This is a genomic window from Pacificispira sp. HM-600, assembly GCF_977993705.1.
In genome coordinates, this window is record NZ_OZ388079.1 from 1263704 (window position 1) to 1287595 (window position 23892).

The 23892-nt window shown below is 67.5% G+C and carries 23 protein-coding genes, 2 tRNA genes and 1 pseudogene; 11 read left to right on the top strand and 15 right to left on the bottom strand.

Annotated elements, in window-relative coordinates; genetic code table 11:
• Positions 1 to 58 precede the first annotated feature (58 nt).
• The 8 genes from ACXZ1E_RS05930 (at position 59) to ACXZ1E_RS05965 (ending at position 9236) form a co-directional block, all read left to right on the top strand.
• Complete coding sequence (locus ACXZ1E_RS05930; protein WP_458042477.1) at positions 59 to 1246, top strand: ROK family transcriptional regulator; 1188 nt, start codon at positions 59 to 61, stop codon at positions 1244 to 1246.
• Between the two features lie 27 nt (positions 1247 to 1273).
• The gene (locus ACXZ1E_RS05935; RefSeq protein ID WP_458042876.1) at positions 1274 to 2368 is read left to right on the top strand and encodes a sugar ABC transporter substrate-binding protein; all 1095 of its coding nucleotides are present in this window, start codon (positions 1274 to 1276) and stop codon (positions 2366 to 2368) included.
• Positions 2365 to 3249: an ATP-binding cassette domain-containing protein gene (locus ACXZ1E_RS05940; protein ID WP_458042478.1), complete on the top strand. Its 885-nt coding sequence runs from the start codon at positions 2365 to 2367 to the stop codon at positions 3247 to 3249. Before ACXZ1E_RS05935 ends, ACXZ1E_RS05940 begins: the two co-directional genes overlap by 4 nt.
• Entirely contained in the window at positions 3246 to 4475 is a 1230-nt protein-coding gene (locus ACXZ1E_RS05945; protein WP_458042479.1) for a sugar ABC transporter permease, read from the top strand. Before ACXZ1E_RS05940 ends, ACXZ1E_RS05945 begins: the two co-directional genes overlap by 4 nt.
• Positions 4476 to 4757: 282 nt before the next feature.
• Positions 4758 to 5834, top strand: coding sequence for a sugar ABC transporter substrate-binding protein (locus ACXZ1E_RS05950; protein ID WP_458042480.1), 1077 nt, complete (start codon positions 4758 to 4760; stop codon positions 5832 to 5834).
• An 83-nt stretch (positions 5835 to 5917) separates the two neighbouring features.
• Positions 5918 to 6706: an ATP-binding cassette domain-containing protein gene (locus ACXZ1E_RS05955; protein WP_458042481.1), complete on the top strand. Its 789-nt coding sequence runs from the start codon at positions 5918 to 5920 to the stop codon at positions 6704 to 6706.
• The gene (locus ACXZ1E_RS05960) at positions 6703 to 7971 is read left to right on the top strand and encodes a sugar ABC transporter permease (protein WP_458042482.1); all 1269 of its coding nucleotides are present in this window, start codon (positions 6703 to 6705) and stop codon (positions 7969 to 7971) included. The genes ACXZ1E_RS05955 and ACXZ1E_RS05960 overlap by 4 nt, the downstream gene beginning before the upstream one ends.
• A 47-nt stretch (positions 7972 to 8018) precedes the next feature.
• On the top strand, positions 8019 to 9236 hold the full coding sequence (locus tag ACXZ1E_RS05965; protein WP_458042483.1) for a pyridoxal phosphate-dependent aminotransferase: 1218 nt from the start codon (positions 8019 to 8021) through the stop codon (positions 9234 to 9236).
• Positions 9237 to 9258: 22 nt separating this feature from the next.
• On the opposite strand, the gene ACXZ1E_RS05970 is transcribed toward ACXZ1E_RS05965, so the two are convergent.
• From ACXZ1E_RS05970 to ACXZ1E_RS06005, 8 genes and pseudogenes are all read right to left on the bottom strand, one after another.
• Positions 9259 to 10227 (bottom strand): zinc-binding dehydrogenase, encoded by a 969-nt coding sequence (locus ACXZ1E_RS05970; RefSeq protein WP_458042877.1) that lies wholly within the window; start codon positions 10225 to 10227, stop codon positions 9259 to 9261.
• A pseudogene (locus ACXZ1E_RS05975) lies at positions 10140 to 10475 on the bottom strand (aldehyde dehydrogenase family protein); the annotation flags it as partial. The gene ACXZ1E_RS05970 and the pseudogene ACXZ1E_RS05975, both read right to left, overlap by 88 nt.
• Positions 10476 to 10503: 28 nt before the next feature.
• The gene (locus ACXZ1E_RS05980; protein WP_458042484.1) at positions 10504 to 11640 is read right to left on the bottom strand and encodes a UDP-N-acetylmuramate dehydrogenase; all 1137 of its coding nucleotides are present in this window, start codon (positions 11638 to 11640) and stop codon (positions 10504 to 10506) included.
• A gap of 7 nt (positions 11641 to 11647) precedes the next feature.
• Positions 11648 to 12064, bottom strand: coding sequence for a MaoC/PaaZ C-terminal domain-containing protein (locus tag ACXZ1E_RS05985; protein ID WP_458042485.1), 417 nt, complete (start codon positions 12062 to 12064; stop codon positions 11648 to 11650).
• On the bottom strand, positions 12061 to 12507 hold the full coding sequence (locus tag ACXZ1E_RS05990) for an FAS1-like dehydratase domain-containing protein (protein WP_458042486.1): 447 nt from the start codon (positions 12505 to 12507) through the stop codon (positions 12061 to 12063). Before ACXZ1E_RS05990 ends, ACXZ1E_RS05985 begins: the two co-directional genes overlap by 4 nt.
• A 28-nt stretch (positions 12508 to 12535) precedes the next feature.
• Positions 12536 to 13360 (bottom strand): sulfite exporter TauE/SafE family protein, encoded by an 825-nt coding sequence (locus ACXZ1E_RS05995; protein ID WP_458042487.1) that lies wholly within the window; start codon positions 13358 to 13360, stop codon positions 12536 to 12538.
• A gap of 71 nt (positions 13361 to 13431) precedes the next feature.
• A complete protein-coding gene (locus ACXZ1E_RS06000) occupies positions 13432 to 14160 on the bottom strand; it encodes a potassium channel family protein (RefSeq protein WP_458042488.1) in 729 nt (242 codons plus the stop codon).
• 349 nt (positions 14161 to 14509) lie between these two features.
• Positions 14510 to 14809: a hypothetical protein gene (locus ACXZ1E_RS06005; protein WP_458042489.1), complete on the bottom strand. Its 300-nt coding sequence runs from the start codon at positions 14807 to 14809 to the stop codon at positions 14510 to 14512.
• Between the two features lie 96 nt (positions 14810 to 14905).
• Between ACXZ1E_RS06005 and ACXZ1E_RS06010 the strand changes: the two genes are divergently transcribed.
• The gene (locus tag ACXZ1E_RS06010; protein WP_458042490.1) at positions 14906 to 16273 is read left to right on the top strand and encodes a D-alanyl-D-alanine carboxypeptidase family protein; all 1368 of its coding nucleotides are present in this window, start codon (positions 14906 to 14908) and stop codon (positions 16271 to 16273) included.
• 220 nt (positions 16274 to 16493) lie between these two features.
• Here ACXZ1E_RS06010 and ACXZ1E_RS06015 read toward each other — a convergent pair.
• The 4 genes from ACXZ1E_RS06015 to ACXZ1E_RS06030 form a co-directional block, all read right to left on the bottom strand.
• A tRNA-Met gene (locus tag ACXZ1E_RS06015) sits at positions 16494 to 16567 on the bottom strand.
• A 28-nt stretch (positions 16568 to 16595) separates the two neighbouring features.
• A tRNA-Thr gene (locus ACXZ1E_RS06020) sits at positions 16596 to 16667 on the bottom strand.
• A gap of 75 nt (positions 16668 to 16742) precedes the next feature.
• On the bottom strand, positions 16743 to 17906 hold the full coding sequence (locus ACXZ1E_RS06025; RefSeq protein ID WP_458042491.1) for a M23 family metallopeptidase: 1164 nt from the start codon (positions 17904 to 17906) through the stop codon (positions 16743 to 16745).
• A 151-nt stretch (positions 17907 to 18057) separates the two neighbouring features.
• A complete protein-coding gene (locus tag ACXZ1E_RS06030) occupies positions 18058 to 18852 on the bottom strand; it encodes an inositol monophosphatase family protein (protein ID WP_458042492.1) in 795 nt (264 codons plus the stop codon).
• A gap of 51 nt (positions 18853 to 18903) precedes the next feature.
• Here ACXZ1E_RS06030 and ACXZ1E_RS06035 point away from each other — a divergent pair, with 51 nt between their 5' ends.
• Positions 18904 to 19194 carry an FAD-dependent oxidoreductase gene (locus ACXZ1E_RS06035; protein WP_458352067.1) on the top strand — a complete coding sequence of 97 codons (291 nt, stop codon included), beginning with the start codon at positions 18904 to 18906 and terminating at the stop codon, positions 19192 to 19194.
• Positions 19191 to 20213, top strand: coding sequence for a phytoene desaturase family protein (locus ACXZ1E_RS06040; RefSeq protein ID WP_458352068.1), 1023 nt, complete (start codon positions 19191 to 19193; stop codon positions 20211 to 20213). Before ACXZ1E_RS06035 ends, ACXZ1E_RS06040 begins: the two co-directional genes overlap by 4 nt.
• A gap of 3 nt (positions 20214 to 20216) precedes the next feature.
• Here ACXZ1E_RS06040 and ACXZ1E_RS06045 read toward each other — a convergent pair whose 3' ends face one another.
• From ACXZ1E_RS06045 to xylB, 3 genes are all read right to left on the bottom strand, one after another.
• Positions 20217 to 21110: a hypothetical protein gene (locus ACXZ1E_RS06045; RefSeq protein ID WP_458042493.1), complete on the bottom strand. Its 894-nt coding sequence runs from the start codon at positions 21108 to 21110 to the stop codon at positions 20217 to 20219.
• A 419-nt stretch (positions 21111 to 21529) separates the two neighbouring features.
• The gene (locus tag ACXZ1E_RS06050) at positions 21530 to 22474 is read right to left on the bottom strand and encodes an aldose 1-epimerase family protein (RefSeq protein WP_458352069.1); all 945 of its coding nucleotides are present in this window, start codon (positions 22472 to 22474) and stop codon (positions 21530 to 21532) included.
• Positions 22471 to 23871, bottom strand: coding sequence for a xylulokinase (gene xylB / locus ACXZ1E_RS06055; RefSeq protein WP_458042494.1), 1401 nt, complete (start codon positions 23869 to 23871; stop codon positions 22471 to 22473). The genes ACXZ1E_RS06050 and xylB overlap by 4 nt, the downstream gene beginning before the upstream one ends.
• Positions 23872 to 23892: the final 21 nt, after the last annotated feature.

Below are 23892 nucleotides of genomic sequence, written 5' to 3' on the forward strand. Positions count from 1 at the left end.
GCTAGCCGGGTGAAGTCGGCAGGATGCAAGCCCGGAGGGGTCCGCTACAGTGAGCGTCGTGGCACGGTTCCAGGCCTCTCCGGGCTCGCAGACCTCTCTGCGAGAGGCGAACCGCGCCCGCGTGACCGACAGCTTGAAGCGCTACGGACGCCTGACCCAGGTCGAGCTCGCGGGCATCACGGGCCTCTCCCCCGCGACCGTGTCGAACATCGTCAAGGAGCTCACGGCCGCCGGGGTCCTCAACACCTCGATCACCTCGCGGAGCGGTCGTCGCGCCACGCTCGTCTCGTTGGCGCGGCATCTCGGCATCGTAGCGGGCGCCCACTTCTCGTCTCGCCACCTGCACATCGCGATCGCCGATGCGACGCGCACGATCGTGACCCAGTCGACGTTGCCCCTCCCGGTGGATCATCGCCACGACGCCGAACTCGACCGCCTCACCCTGCTCTTGAGCGACATGATGGATTCGATCGGCGGCTCGCTGTCCGACATCCTGGCGATCGGGCTGGGTCTGCCCGCGCCGATCGATCCGCGGACGGGATGGATCTCGGTTCCCGGCCTGCTGCGCGGCTGGGAGGGCGTCGACGTCGCGGCCAGCCTTTCGGCACGCACGGGTCGACCCGTGTTCGTGGACGGCGAAGCCAACCTCGGCGGCCTCGCCGAGGCGCGGGAGGGAGCAACCCGCACCTCGGCGTCGTCCGTGTACCTGCGCGTGGGGCAGACGATCAGCGCGGGCCTCGTCGTGGGGGGCGACCTCTTCCGCGGGGTGAACGGGAAGGCGGGTCAGATCGGGCACATCACGCTCGACGAGAACGGCCCCGTGTGTCGCTGTTCGAACCGCGGTTGCCTCGAGACCTACGCGGGCGGCCCGGCGCTGCTCAGCCTGTTCGCGCCCGACGGCGGCTTCCGTCGCCTGGGCGACCTGGTGCAGGCGTCCGAGGCCGGCGACGGGCGCGCGCGTCGCGTCATCGCGGATGCGGGAAAGCACCTCGGCATCGCGGCGGCAAGCCTGACGAATCTCTTCGATCCCGAGGCGATCGTCGTCGGCGGCGAGCTCGCGCGGGCGGGCGAGATCCTGCTCGCCCCCATGCGTCACGCGCTCGAGCGGGCGGCACTCTCGGCGTCGGGCGAGCTCCCCGAGATCGTCGAATCCAGCTTCGGCGAATGGACCGAGACGCGCGGAGCCATTGCTGTCGCGCTCGATCATGTGCGCGTCGATTCGGAGACGGTCGCTCTTCCCGCGTGATCGCGACCCTAGACTCGTCGCGTGTCGATGGGGATCCGCTTTGCCCGGCCCGGCCGCGTACGCGCGGTGCTGGGGTGCGCGTCGATGTTCGTGATGCTGACAGCAATGCTCGTGATCCTCGCGGCGATGCTCAGCGCGTGCTCCGGGCTCATGGGAAGCACCGTCAAGATCGGGCTGTTGCTTCCGGACGCGAAGACGGCGCGCTACGAGAGCTTCGACCGGCCCGTCTTCGAGCAGCGGGTCGCCGAACTCGGTGACTACGAGGTGCTCTACGCCAACGCCGATCAAGACATGAGTAAACAGCAGGAGCAGGCCGAGTCCCTGCTCGCCGCGGGCATATCCGTCCTTGTGCTCGATCCGGTCGACGCCGAGGCGGCGATCAGCATCGTCAACGCGGCCAACGGTCTCGGCGTTCCGGTCGTCTCGTACGATCGACTGATCTCGGGCGGCGACATCGCCTACTACGTCTCATTCGACAACGCTCTCGTGGGGGTGCTGCAGGCGCAGGCCCTCGTGAACGCGCTCGCCACGGGCGGGAGCGGCGGAATACTCATGGTCAACGGCTCGCCCACCGACAGCAATGCCCCACAGTTCGAGGAGGGAGCGCTGAGCGTCATCAACTCGAGCCACCTCACGGTGCTCGCGTCGTACGACACGCCCGATTGGAGCCCCGACAAGGCGCAGGAGTGGGTTGCCGGCCAGGTCGCCCGTTTCGGCGACCAGATCGAGGGCGTGTACGCCGCGAACGACGGTACGGCGAGCGGAGCGGTCTCGGCGCTCAGAGCGGCCAACGTCAGCCCCCTGCCGCTGGTCACCGGTCAAGACGCCGAACTCACGGCGATCCAGCGCATCGTGTCGGGAGACCAGTTCATGACCGTGTTCAAGGATGTCCGGCCCCAAGCCCGCAAGGCCGCCGAGGTCGCCGTGGCTCTCGCGAAGGGCGAGGACGTGACATCCACCGTGCAGATCGACGGGATTCCGGCGACGTTGCTGCTGCCCGTCGCCGTCACGCGGGCGAACATCGCTGACACGGTCGTCGCCGACGGATTCTGGACGATCGAGCAGATCTGTACCGAGGACTACGCACGAGCGTGTGTTGAGGCGGGACTCACCTCGCCATGACCGGGATCAGACAAGACCGCATCCTGACCGTGACCGGCGCCACCAAGCGTTTCGGTGCCGTCACGGCGCTGAGCAACGTCGACTTCTGGGTCAACGAGGGCGAGGTCGTCGCCCTCGTTGGCGACAATGGGGCGGGCAAATCGACGCTGGTGAAGATGCTCGCGGGGGTCCATGCCCCCGACAGCGGGACGCTCGAGTACGACGGACGGCGTGTGTCGCTCTCGGATCCGGCGGATGCGCACGACCTCGGAATCGCAACGGTGTTTCAAGACCTGGCGCTCTGCGAGAACCTGGACGTCGTGGCCAACGTCTGGCTCGGCCGCGAACTCGTCACCGACGGCCGCCTGGACGAGGTCGAGATGGAACAGCGGACGTGGTCGTTGCTGCGCGACCTCTCGGCCCGCATCCCGTCGGTGCGCGACCACGTGTCGACCCTCTCCGGGGGCCAACGCCAGACGGTCGCGATCGCGCGTTCGCTCGTCGGTGAGCCGAAGATCGTCATTCTGGACGAGCCGACGGCCGCCCTGGGGGTCGCCCAGACCGCCGAGGTTCTGAATCTGATCGAACGACTGCGTGAGCGCGGACACGGCGTTGTGCTCGTGAGCCACAACATGGCCGACGTCATGGCCGTGGCCGATCGAGTCGCGGTGCTGCGGCTCGGGCGCAACAACGGTGTCTACAACGTCGCCGAGATCACGACCGAGACCCTGCTGGCAGCGATTACGGGCGCGCTCGATCCACCGCGCGCAACTCCCCCCGCTGCCATCGACCCCGCCGCAATCGACGCTGCGGCGATCGACGCTGCGGCAGTGGACAGACCCGGAGCGGGTGTGGTCTCGCTCACGGATCGCGGTAAGCGTCGTACCGGAAGGCCCCGATGAGTGCGTCCGATCCGGCCCGCCGCCCCCTATCCGCGGCGGCGGATCGCGTGCGCGACGGTACGACCGGCGTGATAGACCGAGCACGCACCGGAGATCTGGGCGTGGTGCCCGTCGTCCTGGGTCTCGCGATCATCTGGACGATCTTCCAGATCCTCAATCCCGTCTTCTTGTCGAGCAGCAATCTCGTGAACCTGACCCTGCAGTGCGCGGCGATCGGCACCATCACCCTCGGGGTCGTCATCGTGCTGCTCGTCGGCGAGATCGACCTGTCGGTGGGATCGGTGTCGGGCCTGTCGGCCGCCATGCTGGCTGTGGCAATGGTTCAGGCCCGCTGGCCAGTCATCGCGGCGGTGCTCGCCGGTATGCTCGCCGGAACAGCGGTCGGCCTGCTGTACGGGTTCCTGTACACGCGGTTCGGCATCCCGAGCTTCGTGATCACCCTCGCGGGGCTGCTCGGAATACTGGGCGTGCAGCTCTGGGTCCTCGGCGAAGAGGGCTCGATCAACCTGCCGTTCGATTCGTGGCTCGTCGTCTTCGCACAGCAGATGTTCCTCCCTCCGTGGGCGTCCTATGCCGTGATTCTGCTTGCCGTCGCCGGGAACGCCTGGGCACGGCTGCGCACGGCACGGCGACGCGAGCGGGCGAACCTGACCTACCAGAGCACGCGCTCCATCGCCGTTCGCGCCCTCCTGTTGCTCGCGGGGCTGGGAGCGGCCGCGTGGTATCTCAATCTGTCGCGCGGCGTCGGGTTCTCTTTCCTGCTGTTCGTCCTCCTGATCGCCGTGGCGGACTTCGCCCTCACCCGCACCCGGTGGGGGCGCGCCGTCTACGCCGTCGGCGGCTCCGTCGAGGCCGCGCGACGTGCGGGCATTCGCGTCGACCGGATCTACCTGTCGGCGTTCGTGCTGTGCTCGACACTCGCCGCGACGGGGGGCATCCTCGCCGCCGCGCGCCTCGGCGCCGTGAGCCAGAGTTCAGGAACTGCCGACACGAACCTCAATGCGATCGCCGCCGCCGTCATCGGCGGCGCGAGTCTGTTCGGCGGGCGAGGGACGGCATGGGCGGCGCTGCTCGGCATCCTGGTCATCCAGTCGATCTCGTCGGGCCTGACACTGCTGAGCCTCGACTCGTCGGTACGTTTCGTCGTCACGGGGGTCGTGCTGGTGCTCGCGGTCATCCTCGACTCGACGTCGCGAAAGAGTCGGGCGACGCACGGCCGAAATTGAACGAACAGCCTCGAATCGCGTGTTCTTGAGTTCAGTTACTGAATCGTTGCTCTTAGCCGCGTGCACGAAACCCGCATCGCTCTGCGCGTAATGCATACTATTCGCGTCCATTAGCGGGCAGGCTGCTCAGCAATCACCTCCCGATCACTGGTCGAACCGATTCGGTACCGCTCCCAATCATTCTTGCGTTCAACTCTTGACGTTAGCCATCCGCATCGTCATGATCGACCTGCGGGGCACTGATGCCCCGGCAATCGCATATTCATTGTGGAAGGGCGAAAGATGAAGAAATCTCTGCTGCTCCCGGCGCTCGCCGCCGTCGGAGCCTCGGCGATGCTGCTGGCCGGCTGTTCCGGTTCGGGCACACCGTCGTCATCGGAAGGCGGCGGGGGCGACGCCGCTGGGCGCGCCTGCGTGATCCTTCCGGACGCCGCATCCTCCCCGCGTTGGGAGAACTTCGACCGCAAGTACCTGCAGGAGGGCCTCGAAGGGGCCGGGTTCGAGGTCGACATCCAAAACGCGCAGGGCGACGTCAACAAGTACTCCACGATCGCAGACCAGCAGCTCACCCAGGGTTGCGGCGTCATGCTGCTCGTCGACTACCAGGGCGCGGCCGAGGCAGTCGCAGCGAAGGCCAAGACCGAGGGCATCCCGGTCATCGCCTACGACCGCCCCTTCGAGGGCGCCGACTACTACGTGTCGTTCGACAACGTCGAGGTGGGGCGCATGGAGGGCCAGACGGTGCTCGATGGCCTCGAGGCGGCCGGCAAGGACCCGGCCTCCGCGGTCGTCGTCTACATGGGCGGAGACCCCACCGACGGCAACGCGGCGATGTTCAAGGAGGGTGCCGTCGAAGTGATGGAAGCCGCCGGGATCAAGCCCGCCGAAGAGCCCCCGGGAATCTGGGACCAGGCCAAATCGCAGACCAACTTCGAGCAGGCGCTGACCGCGCTCGGCGGCAAGGTCGACGGCGTCTGGGCGGCCAACGACACCAACGCGGCCGGCGTCATCGCTGTCCTGCAGAAGAACAACCTCAGCGGTGTGGCTGTTTCGGGTCAGGACGCGAATGTCGCGGGTCTGCAGAACATCCTGCTGGGATGGCAGACCGCAACGGTCTACAAGCCCGTCAAGGACGAGGCGGAGGCCGCGGTCGAGGTGGCAGTTGCGCTGCTCAGCGGTGAAAAGCCGTCGGCTGACGCGGAACTCGATGACGGAACCCCGTATATCCAGGTCACGCCGATCCTGGTCGGACCGGACATGGTCAACGACGTCATCGCCGCCGGCGACGCCGCATACGACGACGTCTGCACGCCGGATGTCATGGCCGCCTGCGAAGAGTTCGGCGTCACGGCACCGTAGCTCGATCCATCCGGGGGCGTCGCATCGACAGCATGATGCGGCGCCCCCGACAACGCCTCGAACCTGACCCTCGAAGGAACGACATGCCAGACCCGATTATCGAATTGGTCGGAGTGAAGAAGTCATTCGGCCCCGTCTCTGTCCTGAAGGGGATCGACCTCAAGGTCTATCCCGGCAAGGTAACCGCACTCGTGGGCGACAACGGAGCGGGAAAGTCCACGCTCATCAAGGGACTCGCCGGGGTTCAGCCCTACGACCAGGGCGAGGTGAGGATCGACGGTGTCCACCGCGACCTGACCACGCCGCGCGAGGCGGCGGCCCTCGGCATCGAGGTCGTCTATCAGGACCTGGCTCTCTGCGACAACCTCGACATCGTCCAGAACATGTTCCTCGGGCGCGAAGAACTCTCATTCGGCACGTTCGACGAGGGCCGGATGGAGAAAGAGGCATCCGACACGCTGCGCTCCCTCTCGGTACGCACCGTGAAGTCCGTGCGTCAGCGCGTCTCGTCGCTCTCCGGAGGCCAGCGCCAGACCGTCGCCATCGCTCGTGCCGTCCTCAAGAAGGCGCGCGTCGTGATCCTCGACGAACCGACCGCCGCCCTCGGCGTCGCCCAGACCGAACAGGTGCTCAACCTCGTTCGCCGCCTCTCCGAACAGGGCGTCGCGGTCGTCCTCATCAGCCACAACCTGGCCGACGTCTTCGAGGTCGCAGACGACGTCGCGGTGCTCTACCTGGGGCAGCTCGTCGCACAGCTCGAGGTCTCGCAAACGACGCGTGACGACATCGTCGGGTACATCACCGGCACCAAGACACCCCCCGGATTCACCGTCCAAGAGACCAGCACGATCGCCACGGGAGGCGCAGAATGACCACCCCCTCGAAGGACGCCACCCCGCCCCTCACGAGCGAGGGCATGATCGGCTCCGGCATAGAAGGCGGTCTGATCGACCAGGTCAAGGCCTGGTGGCAGCGGGTCCGCTCCGGCGACATGGGCGCTCTCCCCGCCATCGGCGGACTCGTGGTACTGGGCATCCTCTTCAGCGCACTGAGCCCGTACTTCCTCACGGAACGAAATTTCGCGAACCTCATGAACCAGGCATCGACCCTGGTGATGCTCGGGATCGCGCTCGTCTTCGTCCTCTTGCTCGGCGAGATCGACCTGTCGGCCGGTGTGACGGGCGGCGTGGCGATGGCCCTCTTCGTCGTCCTGAACGGACAGTTCGGCGTTCCGTGGCCCCTTGCGTTGCTGATCGGTTTCGCGGTCGGCTTCGGCACTGGCGCTCTGATCGGGTTCTTCGTGGCGAGGGTGGGGATACCCTCGTTCGTCGTCACGCTCGGCCTGTTCCTCGGGTATCAGGGTCTCGCTCTGCTGATCATCGGCGACGGTGGCCTGTACCGCCTCCAGATCCCCGAGCTCGTCGCCATCCAAAACAGCAACCTGCCGGTCTGGGCGGGTTGGGCTCTGCTGGCAATCATGCTCCTCATCTCCGGCGGGACCTCGTGGTGGGATCGCAGGCGCCGCACTCGGGCGGGCGTACCCAATCGGACGATCACCGTGGTGTGGATCAAGCTCGCCGCCATCGCGCTCATCGGCGGCTTGGTCGTGTACGTCCTCAACCAGAACCGCGGGCAGTCCATCGTCGCGGTCGAGGGCGTACCGGTCATCGTGCCGATCGTGCTCGTGGTGCTCTGGCTGGGGACGCTTCTGCTCGACCGCACCAAGTTCGGCCGCTACATCTACGCGATCGGCGGCAACAAAGAGGCCGCACGGCGCTCGGGCGTCAAAGTCCGGCTCGTCATGTGGTGGGCATTCGTGATCTGCTCGACCCTCGCCGTGCTGTCGGCCCTGTTCAGTGTCGCCCGCGTGGGCTCGGTCGACGCGACAGTCGGTCGAGAGATCGTGCTGAGCGGCGTGGCCGCCGCGGTCGTCGGCGGGGTCAGCCTGTTCGGCGGCAAGGGCCGTCTCGTTCACGCGGCAATCGGCGCCCTCGTCATCTCGGTCATCACCAACGGGCTGGGTCTGCTGGGGTTGCCGGCCGGTATCAACCTGCTGGTGACGGGTGGGGTGCTGATTCTGGCCGCCACGGTTGACGCCCTCTCTCGCCTGCGGTCGGGGGGCGGTTCGCGAGTGTAGGGGCGGTGGGAGGGCGGGGCGCGGGTCACGCGACTACGATTCAAGACGTGACCGAACGCGCTCCGCTCTCCCGCAAACTGTCCGCTATCGCCGAGTCGGCGACCCTCAAGGTCGATGCGAAAGCGAAGGCTCTCAAGGCCGCCGGGCGTCCCGTCATCTCCTACGCAGCGGGCGAGCCTGACTTCGCCACCCCCCAGTTCATCGTCGATGCCGCGGCCGAAGCGCTGCACGACCCCGCCAACTACCGTTACACCCCCGCGGCGGGCCTGCCGGTGTTGCGTGAGGTGATCGCGGCCAAGACCCTGCGCGATTCCGGGCTCGAGGTCGACCCCGCCCAGATCGTCGTGACGAACGGCGGCAAGCAGTCCGTGTACCAGGCGTTCCAGGCCGTCGTGAACCCGGGCGACGAAGTCCTACTCCCCGCACCGTTCTGGACGACCTACCCCGAGGCCATCGCCCTGGCCGACGGCGTGGCCGTCGAGGTTTTCGCCGGCGCCGACCAGGAGTACAAGGTCACCGTCGAGCAGCTCGAGGCCGCGCGCACCGAGCGCACGACCGTTCTGGTCTTCGTCTCGCCCTCCAACCCCACCGGATCCGTCTACACCCTTGAAGAGACCCGGGCCATCGGCGAATGGGCGCTCGAGCACGGCATCTGGGTGATCTCGGACGAGATCTACCAGAACCTCGTCTACCCTTCGACAGGCTCAGGGCGAGCCACCCGAGCGGTCTCGATCGTCGAGGCGGTTCCCGCCCTGGCCGACCGCACGATCCTGGTCAACGGCGTCGCCAAGACATACGCCATGACCGGATGGCGGGTGGGCTGGATGGTCGGCCCGCGCGATGCGATCGCGCTCGCGTCCAACCTGCAGTCGCACCTCTCGAGCAACGTCAACAACATCGCGCAGCGCGCCGCACTTGCTGCGCTGTCCGGACCGCAGGACGAGGCCGAGACGTTCCGGCTCGCGTTCGATCGCCGCAGGCGACTCATCGTCGATGAGCTGTCGAAGATCGAGGGCGTGGTCGTACCGGTGCCCCTCGGCGCCTTCTACGTCTACCCGGACGTCACCGGGCTGCTCGGGCGCGAATGGGGCGGCCGTACCCTGAACACGTCGCTCGAACTCGCCGACTTCATCCTCGAAGAGGCCGAGGTCGCGGTCGTGCCGGGCGAGGCATTCGGACCGAGCGGATACCTGCGCCTCTCGTACGCGCTCGGCGACGACCAGTTGCTGGAGGGCATCCGGCGCCTCCAGCAACTGTTCGCCTGACCGAGCGGGCTCGCGAGCGGCGTCAGAACCGGGTGATGACGCTCCGAGCGGTTCGCCCCGTGCGGAGCTGCTCGTAGGCCTCGTCGATGTCGTCGAGGCCGATCTCGGCTGAGATCAGGTCCGTCAGGTTCAGCCGACCCTGGAGGAAGAGCGAGGCGTAGAACGGGATGTCGCGCTTGATGTTCGCGTGCCCCATGTAGACGCCCTGCACCTTCTTCTGCCAACGCAGAAAATCGTTCGGGTCGAGCTCGATCGTCGAGCCCGCCCGGTGGATCCCGATCAGGCTGGCGGTGCCCCCGACGGCGAGCATGGCGATGGCCTGGAGCGCGGTGTCCTTCCGCCCGATCACCTCGAACGCGTGGTCCACGCCCCCGTCCGTCAGTTGCTGCACCGCTGCGACGGCATCCCCATTCCGACCGTTGACGACATCGGTCGCTGCGAACCCGCGAGCGAGTTCGAGCTTCTCGTCGTTCAGGTCGATGCCGATGATCCGAGCGGCACCCGCCAGGCGCGCTCCGCTGATCACATTCAGACCGACGCCGCCGAGACCGATCACGGCAACGGTCTGACCGGGGCGCACTCCCGCCGAATTGATCGCCGCGCCCGCGCCCGTGATGGTGCCGCAACCGAGAACGGATGCCTCGGCGAACGGGACCGCCGGGTCGATCGCGATCAGCTGATTCTCGTGCAGGAGCGCCTGCTCGGCGAATCCCGCCCCGCAGAACTGCACCAGGGATCCGACGACGTGGTCGCCGATCGAGAACTCGGTGACCTCCGGGCCGATACCCGCCACCACTCCCGCGATCTCGTGGCCGAGCACCATCGGGGGCTCCATCCCGAAATTCGTCTCGGCGAAGTGCAGGTCCGAGTGACACAGTCCCGATGCCTTGATATCGTCACCAGGTCTGCGATGTCGGCTCCGCGGCGCTCGAGTTCGTCCGCGAGGTGCTCGAGAAACGTGGCCCGCTCGTCCGGGCTCATGCGCGGCCAGGGTCCGTGGTCGAAGGCGGCGCGCGCGGCTCGTACGGCCGCATCGACGTCGGCCTCGTCGCCGTCGGGTGCCGTTCCGATGATGAGCCGGGTGTACGGGTTCTCGACCTCGATGCGTGCCGAAGTGTGGGGCGTCAGCCACTCTCCGCCCGCGAAGAGTCGGTGGTCGGAATGCGATGTCATCGTCGACATGGGGGCTTTCTCCTGTGGAATCCCTCTGTTTCTATCCGACGCGGACGCGAATGTCATCAGTCCGACTGAAATCGGTCGACCGCGACTACAACTCCACGTCGATCAGCACGGGCTCCGGCTGCAGGATCAGGCCGAACTCCGCCTGCACACGCTGCTGGATGAACCGCGCCAGCTCGGCGATCTCTGCCGCCGTCGCTCCCCCGCGATTCGTCAGCGCGAGCGCGTGTTTCGTCGAGAGACCCGCGCGCGAGCGCGGCAGCGAGAACCCCTTGCGGATCCCCGAGTGCTCGATGAGCCAGGCGGCGCTGAGCTTGACGTCGGGAGCCGAACCGGAGGCCGCGGGCACGATCCCGTCGTACGAAGACAGCGGGATCACGGTGTCGACCTCGACGTCGGGACGCACCGGCCATCGGGGGCATTCGGGCGGCAGCGTCCTCGCGAATGCGGCGGTGACGATCGCGTTCTGGAAGAACGAACCGGCGCTCCATGTATCGGGGTCGGCGTCCTCGAGCACCATGCCCTTCGCCCGACGCGTCGCGAGCACACGCTGGCGCACATCGTGGAGCGTTGCGGATGCCCCGGTTTCGTACCCGAGTGCTCGCCGCAGCTGCTCGCCGCGTACGACGCGCGGTGCGTCGCCGACCTCTTCCAGTTCGAGGGTCACCGACAGGATCACGGACGGACGCTCGGACACCGACCCGTAATGAGCCTTGAAGACCGAGGTGCGAAAGCCCAGCCCGAGTTCTGCGACCGTCACCGCCTCCACTTCGCCCGTCGACTCGTCGATCAGCTCCACCTCGACGAGCGTCTGCTCGATCTCTTGCCCGTACGCGCCCACATTCTGCACGGGCGCCGCCCCGACGGTACCGGGAATGCCCGACATCCCCTCGATCCCGGCCAGACCTTGTTCGACGGTGTACGCGACCAGCTCATCCCAGTCGTGACCCGCCTCGATCCGCAGCCGCGCGAAACCGGGACGCACCGATGGCACACGCTCGATCCCCCGTGTCAGGATCCGTACGACGGTGCCGTCGAACTCGGCATCGCCGACGAAGAGGTTCGATCCCCCGCCGAGCGCCAACCACGGTTCATCCGTCGCCCACACCTCGCGAAGCACCGCAACGAGCTCGTCGCGGGTGTTCGCCGCGATCATGCGCGACGGCAGACCACCCGTGCGCAGCGTCGTCAGCTGAGCGAGGGGGATGGGATCGATGTCGGGCATGCGCGCCTCAGCCCAGCCGGACGCGTACCTGCGCCTTGCCGAGCACGGTCGTCTCGGCGTGCGAGACCACGAGATCGATGCGTGCGGTGCCGGCGGCCTCGTCGACCTCGGCGACGGTCGCCACAACCCGGACGTCCGCACCCTCTGCGGCGTCGACCACGACGGGGCGGGTGAAGCGCACGCCGTAGTCGGTGATGCGGCCGGCGTCGCCGATCCACGGGATGATCGTCGAGCCCGCGAGACCCATCGTCAACATGCCGTGCGCCAAGACACCCGGCAGACCGACACGAGCCGCGACCTCGTCGCTGTAGTGGATGGGGTTGAAGTCGCCCGACGCGCCGGCGTAGCGCACGAGAGACTCGCGGGTGAGGTGGACGGTGCGCTCGGCGACGACTTCGCCGACGGTGGGGAGCAGGCCGGTCATTCTTCGCCGCCGATCAGCAGGATGGATGTCGCGGTCACGACATGAGCGCCCGAGGCATCCGTGATCTCGGCTTCACTCGTCACCATGGCGCCTTTGCCGATCGCGCGGACACCCGTGACCGCGAGCCGGCCGGTCAGCTCGTCGCCCGCGACGATCGGCCTCGAGTAACGGAACTTCTGCTCGGCGTGGATCGTTCGCTCGAGCACGACGCCCGAGTCGGGTTCTGCGAGCAATTGCTGCAAGGTGTGGTCTTGGATCACCATCGCGAAGGTCGGCGGTGCCACGACATCCGCGTAGCCGAGTGCCTGCGCGGCCGCGACGTCGGTGTGCGAGGGGTCTGTCGCGAACACGGCGCGCGCGAACTCGCGCACCTTTTCGCGACCGACGAGGTAGGGCTCGGTCGGCGGGAAGTCACGACCGACGAGCTCGGGGTTCACTGGCACCCCGCCATCCTATGACGGCGTACGGGCCCTACTTGGATCGCCCGCGGATCGCCCGCACCAGGATCTGCAAGGTGATGAAGAAGAGGAACACCGCGAAGATGATGTTGGCCGTGAACGGGTCGATGCTCTTGGTGATGATCGCACCGAGTGCGGTCGTGGTGCACGCGGCACCCCCGATGAGAGCAGCACCCAGGAGGTTGACGTTCTTGCGGCGCACGTTGCCGAAAGTTCCTGACAGGGCCGTAGGGATCATCATCAGGAGGCTGGTTCCACGCGCGATCAGATCGCTCGTCCCGAACAGCAGCATCAGCGCCGGGACCACGATGATTCCGCCACCGACGCCGAGCAATCCCGAGAGCACGCCTGTAATAAGCCCGAGCCCGATGAGTCCCAGCACGATGAGGACATCGAGCTCGAAGGGCTCGCCGCGACTCGGGATGACGAGGAAAAGGCTGACGATGACCACGATGAGGAACGCCGCGAAGCCGAACTGCAGCACGCGCACCGGGACGCGCGGCAGCAGCCACGTTCCGACCTGCGCACCGATCACGGCGCCCCCGGCCAGGATCAGTGCGGGGATCCAGGCGACGTCATCGCTGAGCGCGTACGAGATGACGCCGACGCTCGCCGCCGGGATGATCGCGGCGAGCGACGTCCCCGAGGCCAGCCGCTGGGGGTAGGCGAGCATCAGCACGAGAAGCGGAACGATGACGACGCCACCGCCGACGCCGAACATTCCCGAGAGAAGTCCCGCGAAGAGCCCCACCGAGATGTGCAGGATGACCCGTCCCGGCGTCCAGCGATAGCCCTCGACGACTTCGCCGTCCCCACCGTTTGCACCACGTCTTGGCATTGCCCGGCCCTTCCGCCCTCGCGGGCACACCAGAAAACCCTAGTCCAGGCCCGGCCGCGCGCCCGCCGCGCTCAGGCGTCAGGCGTCCGCCCTGTCGACGACGAATCGGTCGGCGCGCCGAGCGCCGCGAGCTGCGCCGAGAGTTTGCGTACCTCAGCCCGGGTCGCCGGCTGGTACTCCTCGTGGCCGGCGGTGGCGCGCTCCGCAACCCACGACGCCAGGGTCGCGGTGCTGATGCCGAGCACGGTGACGCCCGAGAGCATGAGGATCACTGCGACGACGCGTCCCGCTACCGTCACGGGAGTGAAATCGCCGTAGCCGACGGTCGTGATCGTGACGAAGGCCCACCAGATCGCATCGCCGAAGTTGGTGATGTTGGCGTCGGGCGACGCGCGCTCGGCCTCGAGCACCGAGAGCGCCGCGATGTAGACGACGATCAGTGCCGATGCGACACCGTAGATCATGAGGCGGGCGCGCAAGGCGTCACCCGCGGTTCGTCCGAAGGGATGGAACACCGTCAGAACCCGGAGGAGGCGGAGGGGTTTGAGGGCCGGAACGACGACGACCGCGAGCGCGAAGATATGTGCACGGAACCAGGCGCCCTTCTTCGGCGCGAGGAAGAGCTGCACCAGATAGTCCGCGACGAACATGATCCAGGTGACGAGGATGATCGTCGCCGTGATTGCCCTGGGCGCTCCCCGAAGCTCTCCGATGACCTGCCACGAGTACGCGACGATGAAGGCGAACGATGCCACGATCAGCGGCCAGTAGGTCAGCTTGTGCCACCGCTCTTGGGTCATGTCCGCATTCTCTCGGATGGCCCGACACACGCCCGCGCAACTCGCCCGCAACCGGCGCCTAACACTTCCACGAATTATCCACAACTGTCCCCCTTTCGGTGGACAGTAGGTGAACGGTTTTGCTAGGTTACGAGAACCCGATCTCAACGGTGTGACGTGGGGACTGATCACCGTGTCTTATTGCTGTGCGATCTGATCCGCGCTGAAGAGCGCGTGTTTTTTCGTGCCATAAGACGAATGTTCGTGGGGAATCAGGATAGCCCTCTCGTGTCGACGGCTGGGGAAGACGACGACGCGAGAGGGCCCTTCTGTGCGCGCAGCAATCGCGCACGGCGAGTACGCGTGCTTGCTAGTCCCGAGACATCAGGGCGGTACGGGGCGGACCCCGGTGCGGAATGGGGACCGGTCGCTCAGACCGGGAGCGCGCTTCGCGCCGCTGCAGGTCACGCACGACCGCGATCGGCGAGCTGTACCGCGCGGGGAAAGGCAGATCGAGGAGCCACTCGACCTCGACCTCGTCTGCGTCGACCTCGTAGATTCGCGCGACGGTGCGGCGTGGATCTCCGAGCGGCCGTCCCAGGTCGAGTACGAGCCACATCATCGTGGTGGTCGGCTGCAACGCATAGTGCGGATTGTGGATGCTGGACATGGTTCTCCAACCGTTGTCCATCCAGTGTGCGGCGGCACTTCGGCATCTCCGTCCCCCTTGACAACGGGGCGCGTTCATGCCCTCCGCTGGGCCGTCATGCGAACCCGAGCGCTCTCCACGTTGCCGAGAGAGCGCTGGACGCGGGGAGTGTTCGGGCGACAGGATGGGGAGTCTGAGCTCGACGGACGGGGGCCCGCAATCACGACTCCCGCGATCCGACGACGTCGGCGCCGGAGGGGCTGGCTGATCCTCGCGCTCGTCCTCGCGGTCGTGTTCGCGTCGACCGGCGGGTATGTCGCGTGGGCTCTGAACGCTCCTCTCCCCGAGCCCGTGGTCGAGTGGCAGGCACCGGATGCCTCGATTCCGCCGGCGGCGACCATCGCGATGCCTGTCGAGGGTTCCGCCGCGATCAGCGTCGCTGGCGCTGACGACTATCTCGGGTCGGAGGCGAGTGGCATCTGGATGTCGAGCGGCGCGCCGGATTCTCGGCCGATGGCGAGCATCAGCAAGCTGATCACTGCGCTCGTGATCTTGGACGCGAAGCCACTCACGAGCGCGGACGACCCCGGTCCGACAATCGCCTTCGACGAGGCTGACCGAGATCTGTTCGACAAGTACTACGTGCTCGGGGCGACGGTTGCCGAGATGCCCCGGGGCACGTCGATGTCACTGCACGACGCGCTCGCGACGATGCTGATCCCGTCGGCGAGTAACTATGCAGAGGCGGTGTCGACCTGGGCGTTCGGGTCGCAGGGCGCTTTCGTGAGCGCGGCACGGCAGTGGCTTGCGGAGAACGGTCTGACCGGCACGACGATCGTCGAACCCACGGGCCTCAGCCCCCGCAGCGTGAGCACTCCGAGCGACATGATCGCGATCGGAAAGATCGCGGCAGCCAACCCGGTGATCGCGCAGATCGCGGCGACGCCGACGCTGACCCTGCCCGGTCCGGGGACGATGTCCAACACGAACGGCCTGCTGGGCACATCCGGAATCACCGGTCTCAAGACCGGAACGCTCGGCGAGAACGACTACACGTTGCTCTACACGGCGACGCTCGATGTCGGCACGGGTCAGCCGCTGACCGTCACCGGCGTCATGCTGGGTGGGTTCTCGCGCGACTCCGTCAGCACGGGAGTCGTCTCCCTGCTCGACAGCATCCGCGGAGGTTTCCACGACGTCCCCCTGTCTGAGCGTGGTCAACAGGTCGGTACCTACACGACGGCATGGGGATCAGCCGGACGGATGGTCTTGCTCGACAGCGCCTCGATCCTGACCTGGTCTGACGCCCCCATCGCCGTAACCATGGACACGACGACGCCCGAGACATATCAGGACGGCGAGTCCGTCGGCACCATAACGTGGACCGCGGGGCCGAACACCGCGACGGCTGACGTGACCCTCGAGGGCGGGATCGAGCAGCCGACCGCCTGGTGGCGGCTGACGCACCCCGGCGAGCTCGGGTAGCCCCGCCCGCGCGTGACGCGCCAACTGCTCCGCCGACGAAAGAAGCGCCCCACGAGGGGGCGCTTCTTTCGTAGCGGGAGCGGGGCTTGTCCCCACCGCCTCTCCACACGCCGCTGCGCGGCGCGCGGAGCCTCTGGCGGCGTGGGCCCACCCGCGCATGACGCGCCAACCGACCACGCCCACAACGAAAGAAGCGCCCCACGAGGGGGCGCTTCTTTCGTAGCGGGAGCGGGGCTTGAACCCGCGACCTCACGATTATGAGTCGTGCGCTCTCACCAACTGAGCTACCCCGCCACACCGCATCCCGGTCCAGGATGCTGCGAGCCCCGAGTCAGGATTGAACTGACGACCCCTTCCTTACCATGGAAGTGCTCTACCACTGAGCTATCGGGGCGCACCCGCAAAGCGGGCAACCACAAGAGAATACCATCGGCGAGGCACCGACCTGAAACCGAGGCGACCTCGCGGATCAGCCGCCCGCGTGCTCGCGCAGCCAGGGCAGCGGATCGATGCGTGCGCCGTTGACGAACACCTCGAAGTGCAGGTGCGCTCCGTACGACAGACCGGTGTCGCCGACGTGCCCGAGAACCGTACCGGCCTCGACGACGTCGCCGGGCTTGACCTGCAGCGAGCCGTACAGCATGTGCGCGTAGTGGGTCGAGAAGACCTCGCCGTTGATCTCGTGATCGATCATGACGTGCACACCGAACGCGCCACCACTCTCGTTCGCGACGCGAACGGTTCCTGCGGCGACGGCCTGGATCTCGGCACCCTCACCCGGCGTGAAGTCGAGGCCGTAGTGGAACGACCCCCAGCGCGGGCCGTAACCATCCGAGATGGGAACGCCGACGGCGAACGGCCACTGGATGGGAGCGCTCGGGTCGTTGATGAAGAAATTGGTGTGGCGGCTGATGCCGGTCGCCGCCGCGATGTCGCTGAAGGTGGCCGTCGAGTACTTCTCGTCCCGGTTGAGCTCGGTGTCGGCTCCCTCGGGAGCGACGAATGCCTGGATCTCGTCCTCTTCCGCCACCTCGTCGTCGGACGCAACCGTGATCGATGTGACGGAGTCGGCTTGGGTCGCCGCGGCGAGCGCCTCGGCGGGGACGGTCACCGCGAGGGTCAGAAGCCCAACGGCCGCCATGACACCCATGCTGAAGCCGGTGGCAGCCACGCGCCTCAACGCGGACCCCGAGCGACGGGCACGGCGCGGCGCGCGGTGTGAAGCGGATGCCGGATCCTCCGGCTCAGCGGCGGTGGGTTCGGAGACCGGCACGATCACCGGGTTCTCGCCGGTGAAGCTGAAGAGGCGAGCGGCTACCTCACAGGCATCCGAGACGTCGCTGTCGACGGACTGAGACGCGGGCGTCAGATCGGCCGGGGATGGAACGAGCGGAGCGGACGAACCCGAAGCTGTGACGGACTCGACGATCGAAAGGTCGCTCAGGCGAGCCTGTCGACGGCTCTGCGGAGCATCCTGAATTGCTGCTCGCCGACGAGCGGCACGCGTCTCGGAATCAGCCGATGATCGTGTCGCGGCGGAATCGGAGGCGGAGTCCTGGGCAGACGCAGAGGCGTCGGCACGTCGAGCACGGCGTGTGAGGCCGAACTCCGACTCGGGGGCGTCGGGCTGCAAGCGGATGGAACTCTCGGATCAGGATCGCGGGGGGACGCGACGGGCTCGGGTTCTTGCTCCTGAGATTTTCGTCAGATCCGTTCGGGCGGATATAACGAATAGGTAAACACTAGCCCGTCGGGACTGAGAAAGCCATGTGTGAGCCGACTGCTCAACGGGCGAGCACGGCCTCCAGCGATCCGTAGAATTCGGGGCTCGCGGCGATCAGCAGGTCGCGTCCCGCGGGCGCTCCCCCCAGCCCGCCGACGATTCCGCCGGCCTCGCTGACGAGCAGCGATCCAGCCGCCATGTCCCACGGCCACAGGCCCCACTCGTAGTACGCGTCGAATCTTCCCGCGGCGACGAAGGCGAGATCGAGCGACGCCGCGCCGATACGACGGATGTCTCGAGCAAGCGGCAGCACCCGCCCCAGAATCTCGAACTGCTGCGTGCGGCGCTCGGGGTCGTAGCTCATCCCGGTTGCGATGAGCGCGCCGGATGCATCCGGTTCGCCACGGATCGCGAGCCGCTGCGAACCGAGGTGGGCGCCTTCGCCACGCGCCGCGCGGAAGAGCTCGCCGGTGGCGGGGTTGTTGACGACGCCCGCGACCGCGGTCCACGTCGCCGGGTCGGGTGGCCCCTCGACGACGCCGATAGACACGGCATACGCGGGGATGCCGTAGGCGTAGTTGACGGTGCCGTCGATCGGGTCGACCACCCACGTCAGACCCGAGGACCCCTCTTCGGCCGCAGACTCTTCGCCGAAGAATCCGTCGTCGGGGCGCGCCTGGGCGATACGGTCGCGGATCAGGCGCTCGACCTCGCGATCGGCCTCGGTGACGATGTCGGCGAGGCCCGACTTGGTCGCCGCGATGGCGACTCCCTGATCACGCCGGGTGCGAGCGAGCTCGCCGGCCTCCCGCGCGATCTCAACGGCCAAAGACAAAAGCTGCGCGTCTGAATCCACGCACCTACGCTACCCATGCGTTCTCGGCGCCGCGCACCCTAGGGTGGGCGCATGACGCGCTCGAGCGGCCCGCACAACCTTCACGATGTCGTGATCGTGGGAGGCGGTCACAACGCGCTCGTCGCCGCCGCCTACCTCGCGCAGGCAGGCCGGAGCGTCCTGCTGCTCGAGCGCCTCGCCCATGTTGGCGGCGCCGCGGTTTCGGAGCGCCCATGGGCGGGAGTCGATGCGCGCATCTCGCGTTATTCGTACCTCGTGAGCCTGCTCCCCGCCTCGATCGTGCGCTCGGTGAGCTCGTCCGCGGATCGGTGCGGTCGGATCTGGCGCGCGGAATCGTCATGACAGACGGGCTGATCGGCACCTTCGCATCGTCGGACGACGCCTCGCTACGCCAGAACCGCTGCTTTCTGTACCACGTGATCGGCGGCGGTACGGGCGACTGGGACGTCCCGGTAGGCGGCATGGGCAGCGTGACAGACGCCCTGCGCGACGCCGCCGCGCGCGCTGGAGCGACCTTGCGTGTGAACGCGGAAGTTGTCGGCGTGAGCCCCGATGGTGAGGTCACGCTGGAGGATGGCGAGCGTGTCGCCGCTCGACTCGTGCTGAGCGGTGTGGGACCTGCCGTTCTCGATCGACTTCTCAGCGCGGACGAGACCGACCGGGCCGCGGCTACCCGGGGAGTAGAGGGAGCGCAGGTCAAGGTGAATATGTTGTTGCGCGGCCTGCCGCGGCTGCGCGATCGCGCTGTGGATCCGACATCCGCGTTCGCGGGAACGTTCCATGTCAACGAGACACTCACGCAGCTTGACGCCGCCTACGCCGAAGCCGAGGCCGGCCGGGTTCCGTCACCCCTCCCCGCGGAGATCTATTGCCACTCGTTGACCGACCCGTCGATCCTCGGCCCCGACCTGCGTGCCGAGGGCGCGCAGACGCTGACGCTGTTCGGTTTGCATGCACCCCATCGACTCGCGACGGAGCGGGACGCGGATGCCGCGCGCACCGAGCTGCTCGCGGCCGCTCAAGCGTCGCTCGACAGCGTGCTTGCCGAGCCCATCGAGAACGTGATCTACCGAGCCTCGGACGGGACCCCCTGCGTCGAAGCACGAACGACTCTTGATCTGCAGGATTCGCTCGGCATGGTTGCCGGCGATATCTTCCACGGCCCCTTGTCGTGGCCGTGGCTCGACGAAGAATCGGATGCGCATGGCGAGAGGTCACGCGGTCCGGCCGAACGCTGGGGCGTCGAGACAACGCACCCGCGCATTCCGCTCTGTGGAGCGGGTGCGCGGCGCGGTGGCGGCGTCAGCGGCGTGGGAGGCCAGAACGCGGCGATGGCCGCGCTCGAGATCCTCTCGCGATAGAACTCAGGAAGGCGGCGTCGCCTCGGGCGTGGGCATCGTCGGAACTGCGGGCGCAGCGGCCGGGGGCGCGGGCGGCGCCGGCGGAACCGGCGGCGGAGTCGATGCAACCGCCTGCGGCTGGTACGCCGCCTGCTGCGTGGGATAACCGGTGTAGTAGGCGTTCCAGTCGGGCGAACCGTCGGCGAGCGCCGGGAGCGGCGTGACACCGTCGACATAGGTCGGCCAGGTGGGAGCCGGCACGGGCGGAGCGGGGGGCGCGACACGGCGCGGCCCGTCCAGCGCCTTAACGAGAGGCACCAGTGCGGTCCCGACCGCGGCCAGGATCGCGATCGCGACGACGACCCGCCAGTAGAAGTCCGAGAAGTCGACGGCGCGGGCCAGCAGCAGCGGCAGGATGAGCAGGATCGCGAGAACCGCGACGAGGGCAACCGTGATCGGCACGACGACGCGCGAGAAGGCCGTCCGCGGCTCGCCCTTGGTGAACAGGCGAATGTGCAGGATCGCCAGCCGCAGCACGATGACAATGCCGACGAACTCGAAGAACCGAACCACAGGCGAGGCACCCCACGGCCAACCCCAGTCCATGGGCGCCCAGATCTTGATGGCGCCAGCGAGCAGTGCGAGCACCCACCCGATCATGCTCACGAGCACATACCACTGCGGACGCCGGGGCGCGACGCTCGCGTCGAGCAGCGCAGCGCCGGCAAAGGCGGTGAGCAACACGATCGTGAGGAACGCCCGGCCGATCAGCCCGTTCTGGTCACCGATCAGCACCCACACGACACAAACCAGAGCCGCGGCGATGAGCGCACCGATCGCGATCCACACCGCGATCTTCCAATAGGGGCTGCGGGCTTCTTCGGTCTCCGCGTGCGGTGCGCCGTGCGGCTGCGACATGGTGGCTCTCTTCGATCACGTGGGAACGGATGCGTCCCATCCTGACAGGTGCCTGCGCGCAAGCGACGAGCAGTTCCGACGACCTGTGGACGACACCACGATCAGGAGTCGTGGGGAGGGGCCGGAGAAAAGAATTGGCCCCCTCGGGTGGCCCATTGGGGACTGGGCGACTCGAGGGGGCCCCGCTTCCTTCCCATCCGATCGCAGAACCGCTTGGGGAAACGGGCCGCCCAACGCTGGGGACGTCGGTTCGAATGCTTCAGAAGGAGCTAGAACGAGCATAACCCCAACGCGCACAGCACGTATGTCCCCTCTTTGGGGGACAAATCATAGATTTATGTCCTCTTTTCGGTGGACAACCTGTCAAAACACCGATGAGAGGAGCTCTTGCGAGGGGGGAAATGTGTCACGGGATCTTTTCAGATCCCAGCGATGGTCCAGCTTCCCCCGGCCCGGGATGCCGGGTCAAGGTATATGAGAGAGTTCTCAGAATTGAAGGCATCCGGCGGACAGGTCATCGGCTCGACCGCCAGTCCGATCCGATCGGTCGCTCGCCCAGGTACGTCTGCGGTGTGCACCTGCACCCAGGGGCACGCCTCGTCCCACACCAAGGAAACACCGGAACCGGTGGCATCGGTCAGGCGCACACGCGCTATCCCGTCGTCCCACCGGAGTCCCGTGAAGGCGTGGTCGATGCGCGCATCAGCAATCCGGCGCGGCTGACGGAAGTCGAAGCGACGATGGTCATCTGCGTCCACATTCTGCTCAACCGTGGGGATAAGACGATCTTCCGTGACACCGAGGACGACATCGGCGGGCAGCTCCAGCGTCCAGTCGTCCACGCGTCCCGGGCCCGCAACCAGATACGGGTGTCCGCTGATGCCGAACGGGGCGACCGTGTCGGACATGTTCGTTCCCGTGACGGTCTGCTCGAGCCCGTCCGCGCTCAGGCGGAAGGTCGACTCGATACGTACCCGCCACGGATAGCCCGCCTGCGGCTCGATCTCGGCAGCGAGTGTGACATGGTCAGCGCCCTTGTCCACGGCCTCGAAATCGAGCCATGACACCAACCCGTGCAGGGCGTGACCGCGCTCCGGCTCCGTGAGCGGCAGAGCGTGATCTACCCCACCGAACCGATAACGACCGTCGACGATCCGGTTGGGCCAGGGCGCGAGAGTCACGCCGCGATAGGCGGGCCTGACCTCGTCGGCGTCGAAGGGCACGACGAGATCACGTGCTCCCGACGGACCGCTATGACGCAGCACGCGCAGGGAAGCTCCGACACTCGCGACGACGGCTTGGTAGTCACCCGATCGCAGCAGGTGCTGGGTACCGGATGCTGGGCGTCGTTCGCGCGGAATCACGGACGGAACCCTAGCGCGGCGACCGCGTACCGTGCCCGAATGTCGGGTCGGGTGTCGACGGGCACCTCGATCTCGCCCGCTGCGGCCCAGTCGGGCCAGCCACCCGCGAGCACGGCCGCGGCCTGGCGCGCCGCACCGAGGGCGACGTACTCCCCCGGCGCCGGTACGACGATCGGCAGATCGAAAACCTGCGCGGCAATCGCCGAGACGGCCGGGTTTCGCGCCGCGCCACCGATCAGGAGCAGACGGTGAAGCTCGACGCCCTGGTCACGGATCGCGTCGAGGCCCGCGGCGAGCCCGCAGAGCATGCCCTCGATAGCCGCACGCGCGATCGCCGGCCTCGTGGTGCCGGCGAGGGTCAGACCCGAAAGGGATGCCGTGGCATCCGGCAGATTCGGCGTTCGCTCACCCTCGAAGTACGGCACAAGCACGGGGCTCGCGGGCCCGGGCTCCGCCTCGAGTGCGAGTCGGCCGAGCTCGTCATGATCGACGCCGAGCAAGCCGGCGAACGCGTCGAGCACGCGCGCCGCGTTGAGCGTCGCGACGAGGGGCAAGAAGCGCCCTGTGGCATCGGCAAAGCCGGCGACGGTACCCGCGGCATCCGCAATCGGGGTGTCGGTGACGGCGAAAACCGTTCCCGATGTGCCGATCGAGATGACACCGTCGCCGTCCGCCGCCCCGAGGCCGAGAGCCGCTCCCGCGTTATCGCCCGCGCCGGGACCGACAACAACCCCGCTCGGGGTCGTACCGGCGCGTTCGAGCGGACCCAGCACACGCGGCAGGAGAGCCGCGTGGCCCAGCGCGCGTTCGACCAGATCGGACTGATACCCGTCGGATCCCCAATAGGCGGTGCCGCTCGCATCCGAGCGATCCGTCGTCAGCTCTTCGAGAACCGGGCCGAGCGGCGACCCCGCGGGGCCGAAGCCCCGCAGGCGCCAGGTCAACCAGTCGTGCGGCAACGCGACCGCGGCGACGCGCGCCGCGTTCTCGGGTTCGGCATCGCGCAGCCACCGCAACTTCGTCGCTGTGAAAGACGCGACGGGCACAACACCCGTCCGCTCCGCATATGCCTCAGCCCCGACCTCGGCGATCAGGTCGCGCGCCGCGACGGCCGAACGCGTGTCGTTCCAGAGCAGGGCGGGACGGATGACCTCGCCCCGCGCATCCAGCACGACCATGCCGTGCTGCTGGCCGGCGATCGACACCGCGGCCACGTCGTCGAGCCCACCGGCATCGACGATCGCTGCCTGCAGCGCAACCCACCACGCTTCCGGATCGACCTCGGTGCCATCCGGATGCGTCGACCGACCGGTACGGACGATCCGGCCGGTCGAGGCATCCGCCATGACGACCTTGCACGACTGCGTCGACGAATCGATCCCTGCGACGAGCGTCACGCTGCCGTCCCGCCCTTCACC

Bases quoted from the DNA above. Each gene is read 5' to 3' on its own strand.
- ACXZ1E_RS05935 (WP_458042876.1), top strand. From the start codon at position 1,274: ATGGGGATCCGCTTTGCCCGGCCCGGCCGCGTACGCGCGGTGCTGGGG.
- ACXZ1E_RS05940 (WP_458042478.1), top strand. From the start codon at position 2,365: ATGACCGGGATCAGACAAGACCGCATCCTGACCGTGACCGGCGCCACC.
- ACXZ1E_RS05945 (WP_458042479.1), top strand. From the start codon at position 3,246: ATGAGTGCGTCCGATCCGGCCCGCCGCCCCCTATCCGCGGCGGCGGAT.
- ACXZ1E_RS05950 (WP_458042480.1), top strand. From the start codon at position 4,758: ATGAAGAAATCTCTGCTGCTCCCGGCGCTCGCCGCCGTCGGAGCCTCG.
- ACXZ1E_RS05955 (WP_458042481.1), top strand. From the start codon at position 5,918: ATGCCAGACCCGATTATCGAATTGGTCGGAGTGAAGAAGTCATTCGGC.
- ACXZ1E_RS05960 (WP_458042482.1), top strand. From the start codon at position 6,703: ATGACCACCCCCTCGAAGGACGCCACCCCGCCCCTCACGAGCGAGGGC.
- ACXZ1E_RS05980 (WP_458042484.1), bottom strand. From the start codon at position 11,640: ATGCCCGACATCGATCCCATCCCCCTCGCTCAGCTGACGACGCTGCGC.
- ACXZ1E_RS05985 (WP_458042485.1), bottom strand. From the start codon at position 12,064: ATGACCGGCCTGCTCCCCACCGTCGGCGAAGTCGTCGCCGAGCGCACC.
- ACXZ1E_RS05995 (WP_458042487.1), bottom strand. From the start codon at position 13,360: ATGCCAAGACGTGGTGCAAACGGTGGGGACGGCGAAGTCGTCGAGGGC.
- ACXZ1E_RS06000 (WP_458042488.1), bottom strand. From the start codon at position 14,160: ATGACCCAAGAGCGGTGGCACAAGCTGACCTACTGGCCGCTGATCGTG.
- ACXZ1E_RS06005 (WP_458042489.1), bottom strand. From the start codon at position 14,809: ATGTCCAGCATCCACAATCCGCACTATGCGTTGCAGCCGACCACCACG.
- ACXZ1E_RS06010 (WP_458042490.1), top strand. From the start codon at position 14,906: ATGCGAACCCGAGCGCTCTCCACGTTGCCGAGAGAGCGCTGGACGCGG.
- ACXZ1E_RS06035 (WP_458352067.1), top strand. From the start codon at position 18,904: ATGACGCGCTCGAGCGGCCCGCACAACCTTCACGATGTCGTGATCGTG.
- ACXZ1E_RS06040 (WP_458352068.1), top strand. From the start codon at position 19,191: ATGACAGACGGGCTGATCGGCACCTTCGCATCGTCGGACGACGCCTCG.
- ACXZ1E_RS06045 (WP_458042493.1), bottom strand. From the start codon at position 21,110: ATGTCGCAGCCGCACGGCGCACCGCACGCGGAGACCGAAGAAGCCCGC.